General features: G+C 53.4%; 24 protein-coding genes and 1 riboswitch. Of the genes, 16 read left to right on the plus strand and 8 right to left on the minus strand.

What is annotated here, in order from left to right:
• Positions 1 to 91: 91 nt before the first annotated feature.
• The 10 genes from Q0Z71_RS17105 to Q0Z71_RS08450 all read left to right on the plus strand — a co-directional run bounded on the left by Q0Z71_RS17105 (position 92) and on the right by Q0Z71_RS08450 (position 6,697).
• A complete protein-coding gene (locus Q0Z71_RS17105; protein ID WP_363316696.1) occupies positions 92 to 253 on the plus strand; it encodes a zinc ribbon domain-containing protein in 162 nt (53 codons plus the stop codon).
• Positions 254 to 463: 210 nt separating this feature from the next.
• Positions 464 to 1,180, plus strand: a complete 717-nt coding sequence (locus tag Q0Z71_RS08410; RefSeq protein ID WP_298020832.1) for an ImmA/IrrE family metallo-endopeptidase — start codon at positions 464 to 466, stop codon at positions 1,178 to 1,180.
• Entirely contained in the window at positions 1,180 to 1,353 is a 174-nt protein-coding gene (locus tag Q0Z71_RS08415) for a hypothetical protein (RefSeq protein WP_298020835.1), read from the plus strand. The genes Q0Z71_RS08410 and Q0Z71_RS08415 overlap by 1 nt, the downstream gene beginning before the upstream one ends.
• Before the next feature lie 275 nt (positions 1,354 to 1,628).
• A complete protein-coding gene (locus Q0Z71_RS08420) occupies positions 1,629 to 2,183 on the plus strand; it encodes a hypothetical protein (protein ID WP_298020839.1) in 555 nt (184 codons plus the stop codon).
• 591 nt (positions 2,184 to 2,774) lie between these two features.
• The gene (locus Q0Z71_RS08425; RefSeq protein WP_298020843.1) at positions 2,775 to 3,371 is read left to right on the plus strand and encodes a type II toxin-antitoxin system PemK/MazF family toxin; all 597 of its coding nucleotides are present in this window, start codon (positions 2,775 to 2,777) and stop codon (positions 3,369 to 3,371) included.
• Positions 3,372 to 3,411: 40 nt separating this feature from the next.
• Positions 3,412 to 3,624, plus strand: coding sequence for a helix-turn-helix domain-containing protein (locus Q0Z71_RS08430; RefSeq protein ID WP_298020968.1), 213 nt, complete (start codon positions 3,412 to 3,414; stop codon positions 3,622 to 3,624).
• A 169-nt stretch (positions 3,625 to 3,793) separates the two neighbouring features.
• A complete protein-coding gene (locus Q0Z71_RS08435) occupies positions 3,794 to 4,390 on the plus strand; it encodes a helix-turn-helix domain-containing protein (RefSeq protein WP_298020846.1) in 597 nt (198 codons plus the stop codon).
• A gap of 14 nt (positions 4,391 to 4,404) precedes the next feature.
• The gene (locus Q0Z71_RS08440) at positions 4,405 to 5,820 is read left to right on the plus strand and encodes a tyrosine-type recombinase/integrase (RefSeq protein ID WP_298020850.1); all 1,416 of its coding nucleotides are present in this window, start codon (positions 4,405 to 4,407) and stop codon (positions 5,818 to 5,820) included.
• A 135-nt stretch (positions 5,821 to 5,955) separates the two neighbouring features.
• Positions 5,956 to 6,516 carry a Fic family protein gene (locus Q0Z71_RS08445; RefSeq protein ID WP_298020853.1) on the plus strand — a complete coding sequence of 187 codons (561 nt, stop codon included), beginning with the start codon at positions 5,956 to 5,958 and terminating at the stop codon, positions 6,514 to 6,516.
• On the plus strand, positions 6,488 to 6,697 hold the full coding sequence (locus tag Q0Z71_RS08450) for a hypothetical protein (RefSeq protein WP_298020855.1): 210 nt from the start codon (positions 6,488 to 6,490) through the stop codon (positions 6,695 to 6,697). Before Q0Z71_RS08445 ends, Q0Z71_RS08450 begins: the two co-directional genes overlap by 29 nt.
• Before the next feature lie 574 nt (positions 6,698 to 7,271).
• Here the strand turns inward: Q0Z71_RS08450 and Q0Z71_RS08455 are convergent.
• From Q0Z71_RS08455 to Q0Z71_RS08465, 3 genes are all read right to left on the minus strand, one after another.
• The gene (locus Q0Z71_RS08455) at positions 7,272 to 7,757 is read right to left on the minus strand and encodes a tyrosine-type recombinase/integrase (RefSeq protein WP_298020858.1); all 486 of its coding nucleotides are present in this window, start codon (positions 7,755 to 7,757) and stop codon (positions 7,272 to 7,274) included.
• 1 nt (position 7,758) lies between these two features.
• Positions 7,759 to 8,232, minus strand: a complete 474-nt coding sequence (locus Q0Z71_RS08460; RefSeq protein ID WP_298020861.1) for a hypothetical protein — start codon at positions 8,230 to 8,232, stop codon at positions 7,759 to 7,761.
• A gap of 65 nt (positions 8,233 to 8,297) precedes the next feature.
• Positions 8,298 to 8,444, minus strand: coding sequence for an excisionase family DNA-binding protein (locus tag Q0Z71_RS08465; protein ID WP_298020970.1), 147 nt, complete (start codon positions 8,442 to 8,444; stop codon positions 8,298 to 8,300).
• Positions 8,445 to 8,678: 234 nt separating this feature from the next.
• Here Q0Z71_RS08465 and Q0Z71_RS08470 point away from each other — a divergent pair, with 234 nt between their 5' ends.
• The 5 genes from Q0Z71_RS08470 to Q0Z71_RS08490 all read left to right on the plus strand — a co-directional run bounded on the left by Q0Z71_RS08470 (position 8,679) and on the right by Q0Z71_RS08490 (position 15,010).
• Positions 8,679 to 8,849 carry a hypothetical protein gene (locus Q0Z71_RS08470; protein WP_298020864.1) on the plus strand — a complete coding sequence of 57 codons (171 nt, stop codon included), beginning with the start codon at positions 8,679 to 8,681 and terminating at the stop codon, positions 8,847 to 8,849.
• 213 nt (positions 8,850 to 9,062) lie between these two features.
• A riboswitch (cyclic di-GMP riboswitch) is annotated at positions 9,063 to 9,151 on the plus strand.
• A gap of 220 nt (positions 9,152 to 9,371) precedes the next feature.
• Positions 9,372 to 12,218 carry a doubled motif LPXTG anchor domain-containing protein gene (locus Q0Z71_RS08475; RefSeq protein ID WP_298020869.1) on the plus strand — a complete coding sequence of 949 codons (2,847 nt, stop codon included), beginning with the start codon at positions 9,372 to 9,374 and terminating at the stop codon, positions 12,216 to 12,218.
• Between the two features lie 114 nt (positions 12,219 to 12,332).
• A complete protein-coding gene (locus tag Q0Z71_RS08480; RefSeq protein ID WP_298020872.1) occupies positions 12,333 to 14,066 on the plus strand; it encodes a hypothetical protein in 1,734 nt (577 codons plus the stop codon).
• A 267-nt stretch (positions 14,067 to 14,333) separates the two neighbouring features.
• A complete protein-coding gene (locus tag Q0Z71_RS08485) occupies positions 14,334 to 14,546 on the plus strand; it encodes a hypothetical protein (RefSeq protein WP_298020875.1) in 213 nt (70 codons plus the stop codon).
• Between the two features lie 5 nt (positions 14,547 to 14,551).
• Positions 14,552 to 15,010: a hypothetical protein gene (locus Q0Z71_RS08490; RefSeq protein ID WP_298020878.1), complete on the plus strand. Its 459-nt coding sequence runs from the start codon at positions 14,552 to 14,554 to the stop codon at positions 15,008 to 15,010.
• Positions 15,011 to 15,402: 392 nt separating this feature from the next.
• Here Q0Z71_RS08490 and cysK read toward each other — a convergent pair whose 3' ends face one another.
• Positions 15,403 to 16,335: a cysteine synthase A gene (gene cysK / locus Q0Z71_RS08495; protein WP_298020881.1), complete on the minus strand. Its 933-nt coding sequence runs from the start codon at positions 16,333 to 16,335 to the stop codon at positions 15,403 to 15,405.
• Positions 16,336 to 16,619: 284 nt separating this feature from the next.
• Positions 16,620 to 17,510 (minus strand): hypothetical protein, encoded by an 891-nt coding sequence (locus tag Q0Z71_RS08500; protein WP_298020973.1) that lies wholly within the window; start codon positions 17,508 to 17,510, stop codon positions 16,620 to 16,622.
• 578 nt (positions 17,511 to 18,088) lie between these two features.
• Here Q0Z71_RS08500 and Q0Z71_RS08505 point away from each other — a divergent pair.
• A complete protein-coding gene (locus tag Q0Z71_RS08505) occupies positions 18,089 to 18,331 on the plus strand; it encodes a hypothetical protein (protein ID WP_298020883.1) in 243 nt (80 codons plus the stop codon).
• Positions 18,332 to 18,678: 347 nt separating this feature from the next.
• Here Q0Z71_RS08505 and Q0Z71_RS08510 read toward each other — a convergent pair whose 3' ends face one another.
• The 3 genes from Q0Z71_RS08510 to Q0Z71_RS08520 form a co-directional block, all read right to left on the minus strand.
• On the minus strand, positions 18,679 to 19,434 hold the full coding sequence (locus Q0Z71_RS08510) for a DUF3169 family protein (protein WP_298020886.1): 756 nt from the start codon (positions 19,432 to 19,434) through the stop codon (positions 18,679 to 18,681).
• Entirely contained in the window at positions 19,427 to 19,642 is a 216-nt protein-coding gene (locus Q0Z71_RS08515; protein WP_298020889.1) for a helix-turn-helix transcriptional regulator, read from the minus strand. Before Q0Z71_RS08515 ends, Q0Z71_RS08510 begins: the two co-directional genes overlap by 8 nt.
• A gap of 139 nt (positions 19,643 to 19,781) precedes the next feature.
• Positions 19,782 to 20,954, minus strand: coding sequence for an AI-2E family transporter (locus tag Q0Z71_RS08520; protein WP_298020892.1), 1,173 nt, complete (start codon positions 20,952 to 20,954; stop codon positions 19,782 to 19,784).
• Positions 20,955 to 20,958 lie beyond the last annotated feature (4 nt).

A 20,958-nucleotide genomic window follows, 5' to 3' on the forward strand; every position in this document is an offset into this window, starting at 1 on the left:
TAAACTTGCCAGGTCAATCTCAGATGCTTTTTGGAGGGAGTTCCGGCAGTAATTGGAGTATAAGGCGGCATGGTACGGAAAGAAGATGATCATGCTAAACCCTTTCTTCCCTTCCTCCCAGATTTGCCCCATCTGCGGCGCACAATGGCCCGGAACGAAAGACCTCGCAGTGATAGAGTGGGGCTGTCCTGTCTGTGGCACTGTCCACAACCGAGCCACCAATGCCGCCAAGAACATCAATGCGGCGGTCTAGCAGCAACTTATAGCTGGATGTCTCCAGTGATTTTTTGACTCGGATCCTGAATGTTTTTGGATTAAGGGTTTTTCTCTGGACGGATTTTGGGTATATAGCTTTTTCAGCTCCTTAACACAAAAATTCTAGGAATGTTTGGAAAATGCCAGTATTAAAGAACCTTCTACTGCTGGAACTCTAAAGATTATTTGAAGATGGGGGCTGCAAACGATGAGATACTTATCCCGAAATGACCTTGAGAAAATAGCAACCCATGTTTTCAATGACTATAAGCTTTTACCTCAGTTTGCGGGCCAGCAAGTCTATCACGTTGACCCGGAAATCCTGGCCGGCGGGCTTTGTAGCCTCCATATCGACCATTTCCATTTGTCAAAAGACAGACTGACCCTGGGAATGACTGCGTTTAAGGAGATCGGTGTTGAAGTCTTTGATGACAGTGGACAACCCCTCTTTTACTATCTTGACGGGAGAACCCTTTTGATAGAAACAGACCTAAAGGATGATCCGGCTCAGTATGGAAGGTATCACTTTACTGTGGCGCACGAAACGGCGCATCAGATTTTGGCTGATCTGCACCCAACTGATCGGGCGCTCCAAAACCGCGTTGTCCGTTACCGGGGCGACAGTCCGCAATTCCCCATCCATGATTGGAGCGAGTGGCAGGCCGACAATCTGGCATCTGCACTCTTACTCCCCCTTGAGATCGTACATGGGGCGCTTCACAGGTTTGACCTGGAACATGGCATCGGCATACTGAACAAGGTATATCGTCCAAAGGAATACAGGCGGTTCTGCGAAATGGCAGAGTTCCTCGGTGTTTCAAAACAGGCCATGGTTATCAGGCTGAAACGGCTCGGCCTGCTGAAAAAGGATTATTTGCAGAACCCCTATGCGCTGGCTGATGTTGAAAAGGAGGATGATGATTGATGTCTCAATCTGTCAATATTGCCGTCAGGTGCCCGGAATGTGGCTGGCGCGTGATGGACAAGGTATCGCCCACCACGGGAAAAATTGAGATAAAATGCCCCCGCTGTCATAAGATCGTGGAGGTAGATCTGGCTCTGCGCCGGAAAGTGCTGTATCGGCGCAAGGCCAGTTAGCTTCAAATATCACAAAAGAGGAAGTGACAACAGAATAAGGTCTAAGAGTACCGAGCAACGGGTCATCGTGCCGTAAGGCTGATAGTCACCAAATGGCCGGACATTAGGAATGCGAGAGGGCCCCCCTCTTATTCCTGATGCCCGGTCTTTTTTTGTTGCCGCTCCAGAAATGGAGTAGGGAATGAACCTGCTTGCTTGGCAGGCGGCGCTCTGCCGCTATCCGTGATCCCTTGGATTTTTGGCCCCAAAACCCAAAAATTCAAGGAGATCACACAATGAAAACTACATATTTAGTCTATAAGCAGGTCGATGGTGTCCGGCAACTTGTCGCCGCAACGCAGGAAGAATGGGACGCTATTATGAAAGAGAACCGGGGATTACCCATAGGACAGCGCCGGTGTTTTATGAAAGACTGTTTCGAGGATGGGGACGAGCTGGATTGTATGTATATCGAAACGACCGCAGCTGAATACCGGGAGTGGAACAGCGAAAACACAATCGCCCAGCGGAAGCGCAAAGTCGGTTCGTCCTACTCGTTTTTATCTTTGGACGCCGGGGTGCCCGAAACCGACCTTGAGTCACTGCACGAAAGCGTCCCCTCCGCCTTTAACCTTGAGAGTCTTGCTACCGACCACCTTCTGATAGATGAGCTGAAAACGGCCCTACGTAAATGGAAGCCCTGGGCTGAGGAACTGCTGGAACTATATTTGTCTGGCGCAAAACGCTCCTGCACAAATAGCCTGTGTGAGAAGTACAGGCTGAGTGATCGAGCTGTTCAAAAGCGGAAAGCGGCCTTTGAAAAATTCGTCTTAGATTTTTTGAAAAAATAAGTTCGGTTTGAGGCGTCGAAAGTTGTAGTAGGGGGTTGAGAGGGCCGCAGGCCCCTCAATGCTCCTTGATAACCGAATACACATTCGTCAAGTACATCAGTTCCGATGTGCGAAAGCATGAGCCACCACAACAGGGTACGCCATGAGGCCCGGACTGCTGGAAATCATGACCTGCTGAAAATTAGGTCTGCGAAAACATCCAGCCCATCCGAGGTGAGCGAGAATTCCCTTTGTAAGTGTCGGGTTGCCCCCGGCATGGCGATGACAGTCGGAATGACAATGGTACTCCCGCCCAGCCACAGTCTCAAACAATGGGGGCGGCTCTGTCAGAACGACAGTTGGGGTGAAACTCCCGTGAGGTGGTGAGCAGGCCATCGCTTGACGACTTCCCAGGCTTCGGCCTGCACACGGGGTGTCGAGGACAAATAGTGTGCATTACATATCTGACCGCCAACACGGGGACGGCCAATCGCCAGCTATGATAATAGGAGACTCTGGATGGATTGGCGGTCAGATGTGTTTTGCACACTACCTGGGAAGTAATTGGGTATTTGGCTGCAAGGGCAAATCACATAAAGGTGAGGTGTCCTTATGAATAGAGAACTGCCAGATGAAGTGCTGCGCGGCCAGGTGTACTATGCTGATTTAGATCCGGTGATCGGCTCTGAACAGGGCGGCAACCGCCCCGTCCTTGTGATCCAGAACAACATAGGGAATCGCCACAGCCCGACCATCATCATTGCCCCTATCACGACCAGGGTGAAGAAGCTCCATCAGCCGACCCATATCGGTGTCCCTCCATACTTTGGCCTGCCCCAAAACTCTATGGTTATGCTGGAGCAGATCAGAACGATTGATAAGAGCAGGCTTGGCAGTTATGTGGGCTGCTTGGACGATGATGTGATGGACTATGTTGACGAGGCCCTTGGCATCAGCGTCGGCCTGCATGATCTTGCCGTGAAGGAACAGAAGTCGTATGCCGATGAGCCGCGTGATGAGATGCATGGCGAAATGGTGCTGACTCTTTGTGGCACCTGCCTTAGACAGTTCATTTGTTCGCCCGAGCATATTGTGAGGCGGATCAACCACACACAAGCTAAAGAATCTTGTATGTACTGCCACGTCCGGGACGGCTACGATTATCGTATCATTCACAAGAAAAAACGCCTGGGCGATGACAGGTATTAAGGAGGCACGAGGTATGACTGATGAATTGATGGAGCAGCGCATGGCAGAACTCAACGCCCGCAACACAGAAAAAACGCCTGCTTTTGACAGCGAAAAAAGGGCCTACTCCGTGGACGATATTATGGAGATCCTGGATATTAGCCGTTCGTCCGCATATATCCTTATCAAAAAGAATCTCTTTCGGAGCGTCAAGATTGGGAACCAGCTCCGTATCTCCAAAGCCAGCTTTGATAAATGGCTGGACAATGGGTGATTGTCAACTGTACGATTTCAAATTAGCCAGCACAATCGCACATTTGAGTCAAATAAACCCCTCCGCTACAATGTAGTCAAGGCTTTTGCCTTGGCTACATTGGTAAGCTACATATTCTGACACCAACCAATGGGCCAGGACTCAAAATCTACATAGGAGGTACTTCGATATGGGAAAAACCAGCATCTCTGTCCCCGAAATGCAGAGGCTGCTCGGTATGAAAAAGGTCGAGGCATATTGGCTTGTAAAACAGGGACGCTTCAAAGTTATTCTTGTCGGCGGCAAAATGCGGATCATGCTGGACAGCTTTGAGGAATGGTACGGCAGTCAATTCCACTACAAAAAGGTCAACGGGCCGGAACCAGGCCAACTACTCCCTGCGTCTCTGACCGTCCCGGAGGCGGCTGACATCCTCGGGCTGAACCCTGGCTCCATCTATGAGCTGATAAAGAACCATGCACCCTTTGAGACATTCAAGGTCGATGGGCAAACTCGCATTCTAAAGGAAAACTTTGAGACGTGGTATCAAGGACAGTCCCATTATAAGAAACGAGAAGACGCGGCACCGCAAGAGCTGTTGGACGCAACCCTTTCGGTGAGCGATGTGGCAAAACTGCTGGGCATACACCGAAACAGCGTTTATAACATGGTGAACAAGCGAGATTTGTTTGTCACAGTGAAAGTGAATGACAAGATCCGCATTTATAAGGACAGCTTTGAAGCGTGGTATAAGTCCCAAAATCGCCATACCATAGTTGCCAGCTGAAAGGAGGAACAACCGTGGCGTCTATCATTAAACGTAAAACCAAATATTCCGTTGTTTATACCTATACGGACAGCAATGGCGCCAAGCGCCAAAAATGGGAAACCTGCGGCTCCCATGCGGAAGCCAAGAAGCGAAAAGCGGAAATTGAGCATCAGCTAGACACCGGAGTGTTCATCCCGCCCAGTGCCGATACCCTATCCGATTTTCTGGACGAATATGTATCCCTCTATGGTGTCAACACATGGGCTCCCTCTACCTTTGATGGACATACGGCGCTGATCAGCAACTACATCAAGCCCATCATCGGAGATGTGAAGCTGGATGACATCAGCCCCAGAATGATAACTAAATTCTATAAAGACCTCCAAACCGTGAAAGCAGTTCCCCGGTACGGGCAGCCCGAGGGGGAACTTATCTCCCCCAATACGATACGGGAGATACACAAACTCCTGCGGAACGCGTTCAATCAGGCAGTAAAGTGGGAGCTGATGGCAAGGAATCCCGTTCAGAATGCCACCGTTCCCAAAGCCGAGAAGCATGAGCGGAATATTTGGGACGCTCAAACACTGATGAAAGCGTTATCCCTCTGCGATGACCCATTCCTCTCCCTGGCGATCAATCTGGCCTTTGCCTGTTCCTTGCGAATGGGGGAACTGCTGGGCCTGACATGGAGCTGTGTGGATATTAGCCAGGACAGCATAGACCATGACTGCGCCTATATCTATATCGACAAAGAACTTCAGCGGATCTCTAGGGAATCACTGGCACAGATCGGGGAAAAAGGTATCATGTTTAAGTTCCCCACGATGCGAGGGTGCAATTCCACTGTGCTGGCCCTGAAAGAGCCGAAAACTAAGACGAGTGTGCGGAAGGTATTTCTGCCCAGGGCGGTGGCGGAAATGCTGGTAGAACGCAGAAAAACGATTGATGAACTGAAAGAATTGCTAGGGGATGAATATAGAGATTATGACCTTGTATTCGCCACTACCCAGGGGACCCCTACCGAAGCAAATTACATCAATCGGGCCTTTGGCAAACTCATCGCGGACAACAATCTCCCCAAGGTAGTATTTCATAGTCTCAGGCACACCAGCACGACCTACAAACTTAAACTCAGCGGTGGCGATATTAAAGCCGTTCAGGGTGACACCGGCCACGCACAGGCCACAATGGTCACGGAACGGTATGCCCATATCTTAGACGATGACCGTCGTATAAACGCCGCAAGATTCCAGAAAGAGTTTTATGGGGGTGGCAGCACAGCAGAAACCGCAGCGGTGACCGAGTCTCCCGTGGAACAGCAGCCCCCGGCACCAGACCCGCTTCAAAACCTTGACGCAGCAGCCAAACAGCAGTTGCTTCTCAAACTCCTTACAGAATCCCCGGATATGGCGGCGCTTTTGACAGCCCTTGCAGGAAGAATCGCATAATAGAGACGGACAGGAATGAGTACCATTCCTGTCCGTTTTTACATAGTTGTGTTCGGCACTCTTTGATTGCCCGGAAAGCTAATTTGTGGTATAATATGGACATAAAATCCGTTGCTAATACGGGGGGTGTCGTTTATGGCATTGGAGAATAAGCTGGGTATCACCGACTCCACTGAACTGGCAAAGGCGGAGGAACGGATCAGCAAGACAAAAGCACTGGAGATGTTTCAGCAGGACCTGCTGGACACCTTTGAAGTCGGTACGTTCCGGGGACTTTCCCAAATCCATAAATATCTGTTTGATGAAATATACGACTTTGCGGGACAGGTTCGCACAGTGAACATCGCCAAGGGCGGTTTCCGTTTTGCCCCTGTCCTCTATCTTACCCCGGCCCTGGAAAACATCAGCAGGATGCCGCAATCCACGTTTGATGAGATTATTGCCAAGTATGTTGAAATGAACGTGGCCCATCCTTTTCGTGAAGGAAACGGACGTAGCACCCGCTTATGGCTGGACGCTATCTTGAAGAAAGAACTGTGTCAGGCCGTAGACTGGAGCAAAAATGCTCGTGTTTTTTGCAGTAGGGTTCAAAAAGGGTTCTCGGTAACCGACCGTTTCGTTATACAATCATTGGTAAGATTTTCTACGAAGAAAGGAGGTAAGCACTATGGCTCGAAACAAGGGCATGTCGGGTAAAACCCACACTAAACAGCAGTTAGATGATTATGCAAACCAGCATACCCCTAATAACAAAGCATACAAAGCCAAAATAACAAACCAAAAACAAATCAAACAGAAAAAAGGCAAAGGACGCCTTGATTATGTTGTTTATTTGGATTGGATGTGTTATAGCAAAGGTCTGTATGAATTTGATTAACAACTAAATATGCTTTGAGCGAAAACATCAATCAGAAATGGTTGGTGTTTTTCTTTTTGCAAGAAACAATTTTTTATGGAAGTTAGAATTACCGAGAAATACGAGATCACACAAAGTCTATGAGGACTGCAACACCTACAAAACCGGCGATATTTGAATTGATTACCATTAGTGTTGCAAAGATGAGAAGCATTGAACGCTGAACCGTCAAGCGATTTTTTGCCCGCTTGCTAATTGCTTGCTAATTGCGGCCCTAAAAAATGGCCGTGATTAGCAAGAAAACGTGGCAAATTGTGAGTGATGGGATTTGAAAAAAGTGAGTGTTTGCAAGGGTTCTTGAGGTGTTGTGAGTGCCCGTCACAACCACGCCGGGCCTTCTCCTAAGCGGTAGATCGGAGGTTCGAGTCCTCTCCAGGGTGCCAAAAGGAGCCAAAACGTATTGTTTTGGCTCCTTTTTAGTATTATCTCTGAAATTTGCAAAATGCACGTTTATTGACTTTGATTGTATATTCTGCCTACATTTTTTCTCTTTATAGAGTCCAAAAAGCACTCCTTTGCTTACACTTGCCAACATTTAAGAGGTTTTAGTGGGTAACTTCTCTTCATCCTTTATCCCTTTAAGCAATTCGGATAACAGCTCCGGATGTGCCAGAATCAGTGATTTAAGCTGTTGGATAGTCTTTGCACCCAAGGTTGTTCCTGTGGCGGCGCTTTCCACTTTGGCGAAAAACCCTGTATCCATTTCCTGTGCTATCAGCTTACGATCTGCGTCAAACCCGTGGGCGTATGTATCTGTCACCATGCGGGCCTCCGCATGACCCGTATCTCCCTGAACTGCCTTGATATTGCCCCGGCTCAGTTTCAGCTTCAAGGATGTGCTGCTATGCCGCAGACTATGGAAAACGACCGGACGCAGGCCACAGTTTTCGATTAGCCGTCGGAAGTGCTTGCCGATGATATTATGTTCGTAGGGATGGCCGTTGATCTGTGCCACAACCATATCCAGCTCATGATATTCCTCACCCATCATCCGCTTGTACTCGGCCTGCTGTGCTTTCACTTTAAGCACTTTTGAGAAGTTTATGGATGCGGCCAACTGTATGAGCGGTAATCTTAGCGCCCGTATCCATGTGGCCAGATACTACAACGGCGGGCTGATCCAAAAGAAGCGTATAGTAGGCATCTATATCTCGGACAGTCAGCGACCTCACATACCGCTCCCCAAGATAAGGATTAGATGAATTCTTAATGAGGCCGGTACTCATGCTATAATAAGAGTTGCCCCACTTTTTCAGCCCATAGACTTCTACATATTCCTTCAGGAAATCCCTGACTGTAATATCCCTTTTCTGCTGAATTGCCCCTTTCGCGGTTCTAACAGGAGGCTCAAAGGAGCCGTTCTTTTTTGCCAACTTGATTTGCATACCCCGGATCAGGGCTTCATCCTCAGATTTGAAGGGCTCTGTGCGGGGGACCTTTTCTCCGGGGCAGCGATATATGACCTGGTAGCTGTTTCCACGTTTTCGGATTGACATATTTTTCCTCTTTTGCCATAATGATTAGGCCGCCCACCGCAATCAGGGTGGACGGCCGTTTCGGCTTATGCCGGGACATTGGGTGACTTCAAAAAATCAATGAAGGCCTCCCGCGGAATGCGGTAATGGTTCCCAATTCGAAGGGCTTTGATCGCTCCGGAGCTGATAAGGGCGTAGATCTTGTTCCGACCGGTGTTCAGCGTTTCCGCTATATCAACGACATCGAATTGAAAACCTCATATTTCACACCATCACCGTTCCCTTTTCTGGCGCTGTACCAATAAAACGCACCCTGCAACGGCACTGCACAGGGCATGGCCCAAAACCGAAGCCATGCGAGCTGCGGCCAATTTACTGATCGCAAAATTGTCAATTATCATATCATAAAACAAACTCCTTTTTGCAGCTCCAATTTGTCTATAGAAAATATTGGAAAAGTATTGATAATGGGGAAATTTTATACTATCCTTATTATGCATCAATGGCAAGAAAACATTATTGAAGCAGGAAAGCCGAAAGCCATGCTGACCGCCATTGCCACTGCCGGGAACTTCGGCATCCAGAACAACACCAGCGGCGCCCCCGGGGTGGACCGGCACTCGTCCGAGGGGCCATGATCTGTTTCAAGGGCAAGCGGCGCTACAACCGGTTTGAGGACGCGGTAAAGGCCCGGAAGCTTGCCGAGGAAAATTTACATGATAGGTTTTGCAAGAAGACACCAGAGGCATAGAATAGGGATAGAATAAGGAAAGAAGGCATTGTGATGAGGAGCGATCCCCCTCAGACTTTGCCCGCTGGCGGAGCCACCGACGGCGGCGGGCTGCATTTCGACCGGTGATGGGCAAACCACGGGAAACCGTGGGGCGCAAAGCCGAGGAGCTGCGGCGGCATATGCCGCTATGCTGGCCGGGTTGCGATAATAGCAAACCATGGGAAACCGTGGGACTGCAAAGCGAGGGGCCTAAATCGTCGAACCGATCTGATAGTGCTCCGCAAACCCGCGGGTTTGCGGATAAGAAAGGGCAAGTGAGCAAGCTCTCGGCGCTAGCTGAGGGCGAGGGGTATGGAATCTGCTCCGACGACACGGCAGCCCGGCTGCCGGACTCTTTGCGTCCGGAATGCAAAGAAAGGAACCAACTATGAAAAATACATTTAAAAATGCGGTCAAACGTGGGCTTGCTCTGTCCTTGAGCTTGGTCATGTGTGTCGGGATGCTTCAGGTCACAGCGTTCGCTGAGGACGGAGGTTCGACGGAGACTACTCAGAAGACCATTTCGGATACCACTCCGAAGGAGGAGTCCGTCGAGGTTCCTGAGAACGCCACGGACTATGACTACGCCTACGTGTATATCAACGTCACCGACCTTCCGAAAGATGGGGAATCGGCGCCGGAACCGCCCAAGTTTGGCGATACCGATGACGAACATGCGGCTATAAGCGGCTTCGATAATGCAAGCGGAACTCTGACCGAGGCCGAAACGATCCTTAACCAAAGCCTTACTGCTGTAGAGACCGCCACGAACGCTCTGACGGAGACGATGAACCAGCTGGAAACCGCCCTGGGTTCGGCGGACGGCCAGCTGGGTACGGCGGGGAACACGCTGAATGCCCTTGAGGGCATGAAGCCGGGTTCCCAGGAGCCCCCCACGAACACCGTCCAGACCGCGAGCGAGCCGCCCGTCTCTCCTGCTGCGAAGCCAACCTCTTTTGAGGAAGTGAAGCGGCAGGTCGAGGAGCTCAACGCAGCCCAGGAGCAGATCGCCGGGAAGGTCAACACCGCGAATGAGAAGGTCGACGATCTGAACAAAGCGGCGCAGGAGGCCTCCGACCCTGCGGTGATCGCGAGCGTTAAGGCCGCGCTGGCGGAGCTGGAAAAGCAGCGCCAGACCTACACCGACACCGAGAAAAAGGCCGCCGAGGATGCTGTGAAGGAAGCCAACGCTAAGATGGAGGCTTGCAAGAAGCAGCAGGATGACCTGAACAAGGAGTTCCAGGACGCAGTTGCCAAACTGCCCGCGGTCGGCGACGAGCCCACCTTCCGGGAGGGCCAGGACTACGACAGCTATCTGAAGGCCCACGAGGCCTGGGCGCAGGCGTGCGATACCTACAACAGTGCCCTCGCGGATATCCAGAAGGACTATGACGTGAAGGCCGGGGAGCTGAAGACGGAGTCTGACGCCGCCAAGGCCGCGGTCGATACCGCCATTCGGGCTCTCAACGCCGCCGAGGTCAAGCTGGCCGGGTTCGTGGCGCAGAAGAAAAACTACGAGACGCTCCTGAGCGAAGCGCAGGCCGCGGTCGATGCTTACAACGCTGATGTCAATACCTACGGCGAGAAGGTCGATGCTTACAACACGTTGGCCGGGAAAGTAAAGACTGAGAACGACCCCGCCCCGCAGGCCGCTTCCGAGGATCCCGAGGCCCCGAAGAGCTACAACGAGCAGGCCCAGGACTTCAACAAGGCGATTGGGGCGTACAACGACCGGGCCGCGGACTTCACCACCAAGAAAGAGACGTACAAGACCAGCGTTGAAAACTACGCCACCTCCGTTACCAACTATAACACGGCGGTCGGCAAGTACAACGAGGCGGCGGACAAATACAACTTGAAAGCCGCTGACTGGAACGCGAAAGAGGAAAACAGCGACCAACGCATTTGGAACAAAATCAAGGATCAGCAAGAGAAGAACATTGAAGTTTTCAAAGAGGTCAATCATACTCTTAAGACTGACACTAATGGAACCGCAGCCAGTGCGTTGACCCAGGAGCAGGTCATAGCCTATAACGCCGTGGTGGAAGCTTACAACGCCGAGGTGCAGGCCCATAACAACCAGGCGCTGGTTGACGCGAACAATTTTGTCAAGCAAACGTTTAAGAACCAGAGTACGCACGAGAGCTGGGGAGTCACCGGGTCGAGAGACACCTGGTACACGGCGGGCAAGATCTATGTCGGTGATATTTTCACAGACAATACGGAGAATATCTTCAACAACAATGCCTGCGACGACACGGCTTACCACAGCACCCAGGGCAAGGACCTCTATTACTGGGACGAAACTGCGAGCGGAGTAAAGCTTGTCGATAAGACAAAAAGCGAGGACAATATGTACGAAGCTGACAAGGGTATCAGTAACCTTGAGCAGCGCCTGTTTACAGGAACAAGCAACCAGCTCAATACGACGAACCTTAACCCCTATGGGGAGACCATCGTAAGCCAGTCGGGTACGGTTGGCGTTGATCAGCTGACTGCGAAGGGCGTCGAGAAATGGGTACTGAAGCTGGACCATGGTGCGAGTTGCTATATCAACGATACCTCCACTGCGTCCCTGCACCTGGACGGCTACCTGTATGTGGAGAAGCTGGGCACGCTTGCCAAGCTGGAGGCCCGGAAGCAAACCGTGGAGCCGACCGTGGCGGTGGACGTCAATGCCATTGGAAACACAGAGGTTTCTACCTTTGGGACGGAGACGGCCCCGGTGGCCCTGAAAACGGCGGCGCACTACACGAAGCGTGCCCCGGTAGGCGTAACGCCGTCCGCGGACGCGGCTGAGGGCTTTGAGGCCGGGTTCGAGTTCAAGCCCTACATCTTGAAGCCCATTCCGACTCAGATACAGAAAAACGAGCCCGAACCCGAGCCTGAGCCCGATGATCCTGTTGATCCTGTCGATCCTGACGATCCTGACGACCCTGTCGATCCTGTCGATCCCGAGGTTGAAATTCCGGATGAGGATGTGCCTCTGACCGAGGTGCCTGTGGTCGAAGTCCCTTACAGTGACATGTCCCTGGCCGAGGAACCTGTGGTCGAAATCCCTGACGGGGACGTGCCTCTGGCTGAGGAACCTGTGGTTGACATTCCCGATGAGGATGTGCCCCTGGCGGACGTGCCCGAGACCGGCGACATCTCTTGCGCGTGGTATGCCATGGCCGTTCTGTCCGCTTGCGGACTGATGGCCCTGTATCTGCTTAAGAAGCGCGAAGAAGCCTGAGCAAATGTAAAAACAATTTCTGAACCCTGCGCAAACAGACAGCCGGGGCCTTCCGGGGCCCCGGCTGTTCCTTTAAAAACCGGCAAGCTGTAAAAAATGAAGGGAGGCACTCCCATGAGGCGAAAAAAACTTCTGGCGATGGCGCTGGCATCCGTCCTGTTGGCAGGGCTTCTGGCCGGCTGCGCCGGAACGGAGCGATCCAGGGAAAGCACAGCGGCATTCCAGAGCAAGGCGGAGTCTCTGCGTGCGGCTGCGCTGTCTGACCAAGTGCGGGAGCAGCTGGAGGAAAACCCGGCCGGTGAGGCGGGGTATGCGGTCTTTTTTTCCGTCTGCGACGGAGAGAACCGGGCCAGCGTTTACAGCGGCACGGGGGAAACTTTGGACGCCGCCTGGGCCGCCGGGGAGCAGGCCGCCGAAAAGGCTCTGAAAAAGGGAGGCCCCTTCCCCCTCTGGCTCAAGGCAGACCTGGTCTATGTATCCGCCGCCCTCTCCGCTGACGCCCTGAAAGGGATCGGCGAGGTTTTCGGGGCGGGCTGCTTCCGCTATGGGCTGGCCTTCGATCCCGCCTATGAAACCGCCCTCCTGGAGGCAGAGCTCAATACTGCGGGCATCTATGACTATGAAAACGGCGGCGTGGACCTGGAGCGGCTCAACGCCTACCTGGAGGAAACCGGGCGCGCGCCATTGGCCTCTCTGCCGGAGAGCTATACGGCGTTCCAGTGTGCCGGCTGGCTGTGCGGCGAGGAGGGCGGCGTTTCCCAACTCAGCCTGGACGAGCTAAGCTATGGCCGCCGGGAGTTTCCCGCCGTAGACGGCAATACTGCCGCAGCCCTGGCGCTTGACGGCGCCGAATACCTGGCGGCCCAGGTGCAGGAGGATGGGAGCGTACTCCTGCCCGGCGGGGAACCACTGTCCATCCCCCGCCATACCGAGGTATTGAGCGCCATGATCCAGGGCTACCGGCTGCACCCCAGTGAAACACTGGCCAAAAGCATTGACCGGTCTGCAGACTGGCTTGTCAGCCAAATCGCCTATACGGAGCAGGACATCGGGTTCCTCCTGGATAACGGCGAGATCACGCTGGAGGATTCTGCGCTAAGCATCATCGCCCTGGCGGACTGCGCCGGGGCCTCGGAAAATATGGCTTATCTGCCCGCCTGTCAGGCGCTGGGATCTGGGATTCTATCACTGTTGGATTCCAGCACAGGGACCTTTACCCATGTACTGGATGCCTCTGACTTGAGCCGGAAAGAGCAGTTCCGCTCCGCCCAGTGGGACGGCATGGGCGTGACGGCGCTGTGCCGCCTCTACGGGATGACGGAAGACCCCCTCTGGCTCTGGGCGGCGCAGCAGGTGCTGGACCGTATGCTCACGAAGGAACCCGCACAGTATGGGGACCTTTGGACCGCCTGTGCTGTCCGCGAGATTACAAAATATGTGCAGGACCGCACGGACTATTTCACCTTCGCCTTGAAAAACCTGCAGGGAGGTCTTGCCGCGATTTATAGCGCACAGGGGACGGAGCCCGCCGGCTTGGAAATGCTGATGATTTCTTATGAAACCTACCATAAGATGCTGGACGCAGGCTACTCCATTGACGGCTTTGCGCCGGAACTGCTGTTGGAAGTGATTTCCACCCGGGTCCAGCGCCAGCTGGACGGATATCTTTTCCCGGAATTCGCCATGTATTTTGCCCAGCCTCAGAAGGTGTTGGGCGCTTTTATGACTCGGGAGGATGGGCTGTGCATCTCCTCAGATGGGATATGCAGGAACATAGCCAGCTACTATTTGTATTCCGCCAACTATGACAGGCTATTGGCCGATGGACTGTCTGGAACTACGGGTTGAGGGGAGTCTCCTGAGACAGGGGATATGGATAGGGAACAATAAGCAGAAGGGTGCGCTGTCCGCGAGGGCAGCACCCTTTCCATATGGATGAGTTCCGTTTTTCGAACAGTTTTATCGAAAAGCGGGACTTTTCATATTCGGAAGGCCTTGCTTACATGGACTTCCCGTTTTTGCTTTCCATGGGGCTTTTTAGAAAAGTCGCAAAGCGCAAAAACACAATTACTTAATATATTGCAATGATGTATTAGTTAGTCAGAGGCCAGCCCTGTGTACGACAACGAGCCTCCTGTTGATAGCCCCATGCAACGTACAATTGAGGGCATGTGTGTTTATATAGCACCTCCCCAAAATGGAAAGGAAAAGAAAAGTGCGGATAATCTAAAGTTAATGCTGAAAATGCGCATTGCAAAATTTCAGAAGAGGCAGATGGCTGCGATTACTATATTTATTATCCATCAACGAAAGGCGTTGACAAAGTGAAACAAATGGCGACGAAGCTGGTTTATGAAAATGAATATGGCTGTTCGATCTTCCAAAGTGGAGATTTTGGCGCATACATTTACTTGGCTTATTCGTCCCTTGAAGATATTGACACCGATTTGCGGGATTCCATTGTTGTAGCCTATGAGGAATGCAGTGTGAAGAGCATCAAGGACAGGGCTATTGAAAACTGGAAGAAGCAGCATGTTCTCAAAAATCCCCAGGATCAGATGTCACGCAAAGTAGGCGCATTCATTGACAACGCTGCCGACGCAGCAAAGACTTTTGCTGTTGGTGTGAAATCATTAGAGGATACCAGTGGCAAAAAAATCTCTAAACTCGGAAAAAGGTTGGCGGCAACGCAATTATTGTTGCCAGTACTCCGGGAAAGGGATTTGGCAAAGCTGCGTCCGGCCTGGGCTCTATCGTCGAAACACTCGGAGATAAGGGTGTATCCAAGGTAAGCAACGATAGTTTTAATAAAGAAATTCTTCCGGCTATTCAATGTGATTTCCTTGCAACTGCGCTCTTTGATCTTATGAAAGCCGGGGATCTGTAAGCAGTGAGCCTTGCCAACATTTCTGCCTACAAACGGAAAACTACAGCCTAAAACCAGCAGGGAACAATCGCAAAAATCTAGCACAAAAATCCCGGCAATCCATTGTAATAGAAAGGATTGCCGGGCTTTCTACACGACACGGCATTCGCCCGTAAAAGGGTGTGCATCGTACTCCTAGCGACAGGCCGCCGGTTAGAGCCCGGCCCGGGACGCCAAAAAAGACCGAAAATCTCACGATTTTCGGTCCTTTTTATCTTGATGGCTGCTCTGCGGTCTTCACTGCCACGGTTTCCCGGGTCAATCCGCGAACAGCGGGGTGGAAAGATAGCGGTCCCCGGTATCCGGCAGCAGAGCCACGATGGTCCTGCCCTTGTTCTCCGGCCGTTTGGCAAGCTGGATGGCCGCCCACACCGCGGCGCCGGAGGAGATGCCCACCAGCACGCCCTCCTCTCTGCCGATCCTTCTGCCCGCGGCAAAGGCGTCCTCGTTCTCCACGGTGATGATCTCGTCATAGACCTTCGTGTTCAGCACATCCGGCACAAAGCCCGCGCCGATGCCCTGGATCTTATGGCTGCCCGCGATGCCTCTGCTCAATACCGGAGAGGACGCGGGTTCCACCGCAATTACTTTGACAGCCGGGTTCCGGCTCTTCAGGTACTCGCCAACGCCTGTCACCGTACCGCCGGTGCCGACGCCCGCGACGAATATATCCACCTTGCCGCCGGTGTCCTCCCAAATCTCCGGACCAGTGGTGGCTTTATGGATGGCGGGGTTGGCCGGGTTCACGAACTGACCGGGAATAAAGCTGTTCGGGATCTCCTCCGCCAGTTCACCGGCCTTGGCGATGGCGCCCTTCATGCCCTTGGTCCCCTCGGTCAGCACCAGCTCCGCGCCGTAGGCCCTCATCATCTGGCGGCGCTCCACGCTCATGGTCTCCGGCATGACGATGATGATGCGGTATCCCCTGGCCGCCGCCACGGAGGCCAGTCCAATTCCAGTGTTGCCCGAGGTAGGCTCAATGATGACAGAGCCTGGCCGCAGCTTCCCGCTGGCCTCGGCATCGTCGATCATGGCCTTGGCGACGCGGTCCTTCACGCTGCCGGCGGGGTTGAAATATTCCAGCTTGCCCAGGATGCGGGCCTCCAGCCCCTCGCTCCTCTCAATGTGTGTCAGCTCCAGCAGCGGCGTCCGGCCGATCAGCTGGTCCGCGGACGTATAAAGATTGCTCATGATCCATTCCTCCTGATCAAAAATCGGTGTTGTTTTTTATCCTACAATCTCTGCTCTGCCACAGCACCGGCGACATCGGAATGGCGCTCTGCATCCTTCCATTTTTATACCAACCTTTCCAGTAGGTTATATGGATCATAATCCCAATTTCCTACTTTGTCAATAGGAAATACGGAAATTATTTGATCATCCTCCGATTTCCACGGTTGTGTCATCGAAACGGCTGTGCGGCCCAAAGGCGGTATCTGAAAAAAGACAGCAGTCCCGCAGGCCGCTGTCCCTTTTTATGGTTTCTTCTCCGGTCCCTCTCCAGTCCCGCTCTCCTCCTGGACCTGCCGCAGGTAGTCCTGCTCCGCGGACTTTTTGCTGGGCACAAAGCTCTGGGCCGGCGTTTTCTTCGCACCCTTGCTTCTGGCGTAGAAAAAGCCTGTGACGGAAAATACCACCGCGCCGATGAAGTTTACGAACAGGTCCTTCATAGTGTCGAGCAGGCCGATATCCAGATAGCCTCCCAGCCCCAGGCTCTTGCCGTTGACGACCACGTCCTGGATGTCCGGCACTGCCACCACCTTGTTGCTGAACGTGGGGTCCAGGGCCACGGTGTAGATGGCATGGATGACCGTGTCCTTCTGCATGTCCGTGTGGAAGAACCAGTCCATGCCGAACTCAAAGAACTCCCACAGCACGCCGATGGTCATGGAAAAGCAAAAGGACACCAGCGCCAGGAAGAAGGGCGACAGGTCGAAGGTCAGCCGTTCGTCGTCGTTCAGCAGCAAGACCATGGAGAAGCCCACCGCCGCAGCCAGGAAGCCGTTGAGGGTGTGGAGCATGGTGTCCCAGTTGGGCACCACCACATAGAAGGCGTTGACCTCCCCCAGAATCTCCGCTGCGAAAATGAAGCACAGGATCGTGATCTCCAGAGGCGGCGGCAGCTCGATGCGCAGCTTCACCTGGACCCAGCTGGGCAGATAGAGCAGCAGCAGCGTCAGGATGCAGAAAAAGGCGCTCTCATAGCTGCCCAGCATGATCTGGCGGACCAGGGACACAATGACCATCGCCCGCAGGATATAGAACACGATAAAGGAGCTTCTGTGTTCCCGCAGCTCCTTTTCCATGGCCTTGCGAAAGTTCTTTTTCTCCCGCTTTTTCGCCTTTTTCTGCTCTACTTTTTTCATATTTTTCACAGACCAACTTCCTCTCTGGCTTTAAACGTCCAAAATTTCTCCGCGCTGTTCCAACAGACAGCATGTCCGCAGGGCCGTGCTGTCTATACATTTCCAGGTCCGCGGCGGTACGCCCCCCAGTATGGGCAGCGCAGTTGAAAAAGAGCTTGTGCGCCTTTTCAACCGGCGGGCCATTGGCCCGCCGATGCTTTCCTGTGAAGTCAGGCACAGAGGACCGCATACGCAGCCTGCAGCGCTGCACAGCAGCATTGCATGGAAAAGAATCCAAAGGATTCTTTTCCACTGTGCCGACTATAAAATCTATGATGAATCAGGATACCATAAAATCATTTCGCTGGCAAGTCATGCTGCCCGGCACTCGCGCCGAATCAGCAGGTATGGCGGAAACGCCGGCGGTCTTATAGAGTGCCCTTGCCGCAAGTGATCTGGTATGATAAGCTGAACGCAATCAACCGGGGTCGATACCGCTCATGCGCATCAGGAAATCAGTTTATGCACACAAAAAGCAGAATCATTTATGAATATCGCGCAAACGTATATCGATGGAGCAAAAAAGGCATGCTGCGGAAATGCCGGAAAAAATCGCCTTTTATTTCTCGGGTTCTGACCTTGAGGAATATCCCTATTATCTGCTTTCTGCTGAACAAATGCGTCAAAAAGAGAATTTTGACTGGCTGACCGATTATATCAACGGGGAATTTGGCGACACAGCTGTTTATTGGCTTTTCGCCATCATGCAAGGGTGTGAAAGGGCAGGTTGCCAAATACCTGCCTGGCCCTGCCGAGATCGCGGTGATCGCAGATCGTTTTGACGATTATCTGCAAAAGCTGATAGAGCACACGAGAGCGGGCGTGATGTACGGCGAATGGAACGACAATGGGCACTTGCCCGGTGATTGACGCCGGGTGACAGCCGGATTCTCCCAACAAGAAAGGCAGGCCCGTTGATTTGAAAGCTCCCGCAGGTAAAGGTGCCTGCGGGAGCTTTTGGTCCATTTCAGCGCGGCGGCAGATGCCCTTTACACCTTTTTTCTGCTCTGGAATTTCTCAATACGCAAACCATGATATAGTCCATTAACTTGAAAAGTGGATTTATCACGTTTCAAGTTATTTGATGATAACAACGCACATCCACGTCGTATCCATATCTGGTTCCTCCTTACTTCTCCCGCTTGGATGAGCGGATGCACTCCAAAATGTAACTCACCTGCATAATTCCCCACAGCAGCAGGACTACGAAGACCGGCAGGACGCCGATGCCGAATGTGAAGTCCAGGATCAGCAGCGCCACCCAGAGCACTATGCAGGCCGTTCCTGTAACGCGGTAGGCCCGGTAGGATGCCTGGCCGATCTGCGCTTTCTCCGCCTCGTCGCAGCTCTCAAACCACTTCTTCTGGAATTTCGTGTCATAGACGCTGCCCTTCTTTTCCGGATTGATGCGGCGGGTCAGGTCCACGGTCTTTTGCTGGATGACCATGATCACGACAAGGGCCAGGATAACCGCCGCGGCGATGGCCAGCGCGCCGCCCGGCGCAGTGCTGTATGGAGAGGCCGACAGCAAAAAGAAATTCAGGACCACGGCGACCGCTCCCAGAAGCAGCACCTGGTCCAGGCAGGTCTCCGCCCGGTCGATGTGCGCCTCGTCCTCGCCGTCCCAGGTGTTGAACAGGCTTCTGGCTTTCCGATAGCGGAAGACAGCGGCGGCCAGCAGGACCACAGACACCGCCGGGATCAGCCAGGGGATCACCGCGGACAGCAGATAGTCCACTGTCTCCGTCACGAACTCCGACACGCTGGAGCTGCCCATCCACCCGGCGCAGAAGCCCAGCACGCCGCCGAACACGGCAGCGCCTGCCAGGATCAGCAGAAATCTGGGCAGGGCCCGCCGGTTTTCCTTCTTCACATTGTCATTCATGGTCTCCGTCCTCCTCATAGGAAAAAATGTCCTCCACCGTTACATGGCAGATCCTGGCGATCTTCAGGGCCAGCGTCACCGATGGCGAGTAGTCTCCCCGCTCGATCTGGCTGATGGTCTGGCGGGATACCCCCGCCAGGGCCCCCATCTCCTGCTGGTTGACGCCCAGTCTCGCCCGGTACTCTTTCAGCCGGTTATACAGCGGCATAGCTTTCCTCCTCTCTTGACGATTTTCTTTGTCAAATTGACAACTATTCTTGTCAAACATAAGATAGCACTGACAAGAATAGTTGTCAACAGAAACATGAAAAAACCTCCGGGAACTTTTCCGGAGGTTTTTCGCTGCTTTATGGAAAAGGCGGCGGATCATCCCGCCACTTTCCGGCGGGCACCTGTTTCTCCGCCAGCCGTCCCTTTACAAAATCCCGGAACAGGGCGTACAGCACGGAGCACAGGGGGATGAAGAGCAGCATCCCCGCCACGCCCATCAAACTGCCGCCCAGGGTAACGGCGGCCAACACCCAGATGGAGGGCAGGCCCACGGAGGAGCCCACCACATGGGGATAGATCAGATTGCCCTCTACCTGTTGAAGCACCAGGAACAGCACGATGAAGGCCAGCGCCTTCCAGGGGTCTGTCACGGCGATCAAAAGCGCGCCCACGCCGCAGCCGATAAAGGCGCCCACGATGGGGATCAGCGCCGACAGGGCAATGAGAACGCCCACCAGCAGGGCATAGGGCATCCGGCAGATGGTCATGGCGACGACGAACAGCGTCCCCAGGATCACCGCCTCCAGGCACTGGCCGGAGAGGAAGCTGGAAAAGGTCCGGTTTGCCAGGCGCAGGATCTCCAGGGTCCGGTCCGCGCCCCGCTGGGGCAGCAGCGCGTACAGGACCTGCCGCCCCTGCCGGGACAGCTTCTCCTTCTGCATCAGGATGTAGAAGGAGAAGATCAGGCCGATCACAAAGGTGCTGACGCCGCTGACCACGCCGCCGATGAGCCCGCCGCCGGAGGAAATCAGGCTGCCGCCCCAGCTCTGGGCCAGGGAGATGGCCTTCTGGGAGAGGTCCTTCCAGTCCTTCATATCCATCTCCGTCAGGTATTCCTCCAGCAGGGGCAGATATTCCTCCAGCTTCTGGAGCTGGTTTTGGAGCCGCTCAAAGGCGGCGGGGATCTGACCGGCGATAGACCGGACGGCATCCCCTATACCGGGGCCGATGACACAGGAGGCCAGCGTCAGCACGCCCACCACCGCGATGAGCGTCAGCACCAGAGCCAGGGGCCGCCGGAGCTTATCGGCCCGCCTGCTTTTTTGCAGCAGATGCCGTTCGATGGCCCGCATGGGCACGTTCAGGACAAAGGCGATAGCCCCGCCCAGCAAAAAGGGAGCCAAAATGCCCAGCAGCCATGCGACAGCTCCGGCCACGGTATCCAGATGCTGAATGGCGCAGTAAAACGCCGCGCCGCCGCAGACCACCAGCAAAAGGCTCTTTACCGTCTGTTTGTTCCACTCCATCATGGCG

The organism is uncultured Dysosmobacter sp., from assembly GCF_947631635.1.
Taxonomy (GTDB): Bacteria; Bacillota; Clostridia; order Oscillospirales; family Oscillospiraceae; genus Oscillibacter.

Excerpts from the sequence above, each read along its gene's own strand:
- Q0Z71_RS08415 (WP_298020835.1), top strand. The coding sequence starts at position 1,180 with ATGTCTCAATCTGTCAATATTGCCGTCAGGTGCCCGGAATGTGGCTGG.
- Q0Z71_RS08435 (WP_298020846.1), top strand. The coding sequence starts at position 3,794 with ATGGGAAAAACCAGCATCTCTGTCCCCGAAATGCAGAGGCTGCTCGGT.
- Q0Z71_RS08460 (WP_298020861.1), bottom strand. The coding sequence starts at position 8,232 with ATGTCAATCCGAAAACGTGGAAACAGCTACCAGGTCATATATCGCTGC.
- Q0Z71_RS17105 (WP_363316696.1), top strand. The coding sequence starts at position 92 with ATGCTAAACCCTTTCTTCCCTTCCTCCCAGATTTGCCCCATCTGCGGC.
- Q0Z71_RS08490 (WP_298020878.1), top strand. The coding sequence starts at position 14,552 with ATGGCGACGAAGCTGGTTTATGAAAATGAATATGGCTGTTCGATCTTC.
- Q0Z71_RS08425 (WP_298020843.1), top strand. The coding sequence starts at position 2,775 with ATGAATAGAGAACTGCCAGATGAAGTGCTGCGCGGCCAGGTGTACTAT.
- Q0Z71_RS08475 (WP_298020869.1), top strand. The coding sequence starts at position 9,372 with ATGAAAAATACATTTAAAAATGCGGTCAAACGTGGGCTTGCTCTGTCC.
- Q0Z71_RS08480 (WP_298020872.1), top strand. The coding sequence starts at position 12,333 with ATGAGGCGAAAAAAACTTCTGGCGATGGCGCTGGCATCCGTCCTGTTG.
- Q0Z71_RS08515 (WP_298020889.1), bottom strand. The coding sequence starts at position 19,642 with ATGCCGCTGTATAACCGGCTGAAAGAGTACCGGGCGAGACTGGGCGTC.
- cysK (WP_298020881.1), bottom strand. The coding sequence starts at position 16,335 with ATGAGCAATCTTTATACGTCCGCGGACCAGCTGATCGGCCGGACGCCG.
- Q0Z71_RS08500 (WP_298020973.1), bottom strand. The coding sequence starts at position 17,510 with ATGAAAAAAGTAGAGCAGAAAAAGGCGAAAAAGCGGGAGAAAAAGAAC.
- Q0Z71_RS08445 (WP_298020853.1), top strand. The coding sequence starts at position 5,956 with ATGGCATTGGAGAATAAGCTGGGTATCACCGACTCCACTGAACTGGCA.
- Q0Z71_RS08510 (WP_298020886.1), bottom strand. The coding sequence starts at position 19,434 with ATGAATGACAATGTGAAGAAGGAAAACCGGCGGGCCCTGCCCAGATTT.
- Q0Z71_RS08505 (WP_298020883.1), top strand. The coding sequence starts at position 18,089 with ATGCCGGAAAAAATCGCCTTTTATTTCTCGGGTTCTGACCTTGAGGAA.
- Q0Z71_RS08420 (WP_298020839.1), top strand. The coding sequence starts at position 1,629 with ATGAAAACTACATATTTAGTCTATAAGCAGGTCGATGGTGTCCGGCAA.
- Q0Z71_RS08410 (WP_298020832.1), top strand. The coding sequence starts at position 464 with ATGAGATACTTATCCCGAAATGACCTTGAGAAAATAGCAACCCATGTT.
- Q0Z71_RS08520 (WP_298020892.1), bottom strand. The coding sequence starts at position 20,954 with ATGATGGAGTGGAACAAACAGACGGTAAAGAGCCTTTTGCTGGTGGTC.
- Q0Z71_RS08450 (WP_298020855.1), top strand. The coding sequence starts at position 6,488 with ATGGCTCGAAACAAGGGCATGTCGGGTAAAACCCACACTAAACAGCAG.
- Q0Z71_RS08430 (WP_298020968.1), top strand. The coding sequence starts at position 3,412 with ATGGCAGAACTCAACGCCCGCAACACAGAAAAAACGCCTGCTTTTGAC.
- Q0Z71_RS08470 (WP_298020864.1), top strand. The coding sequence starts at position 8,679 with ATGGGGAAATTTTATACTATCCTTATTATGCATCAATGGCAAGAAAAC.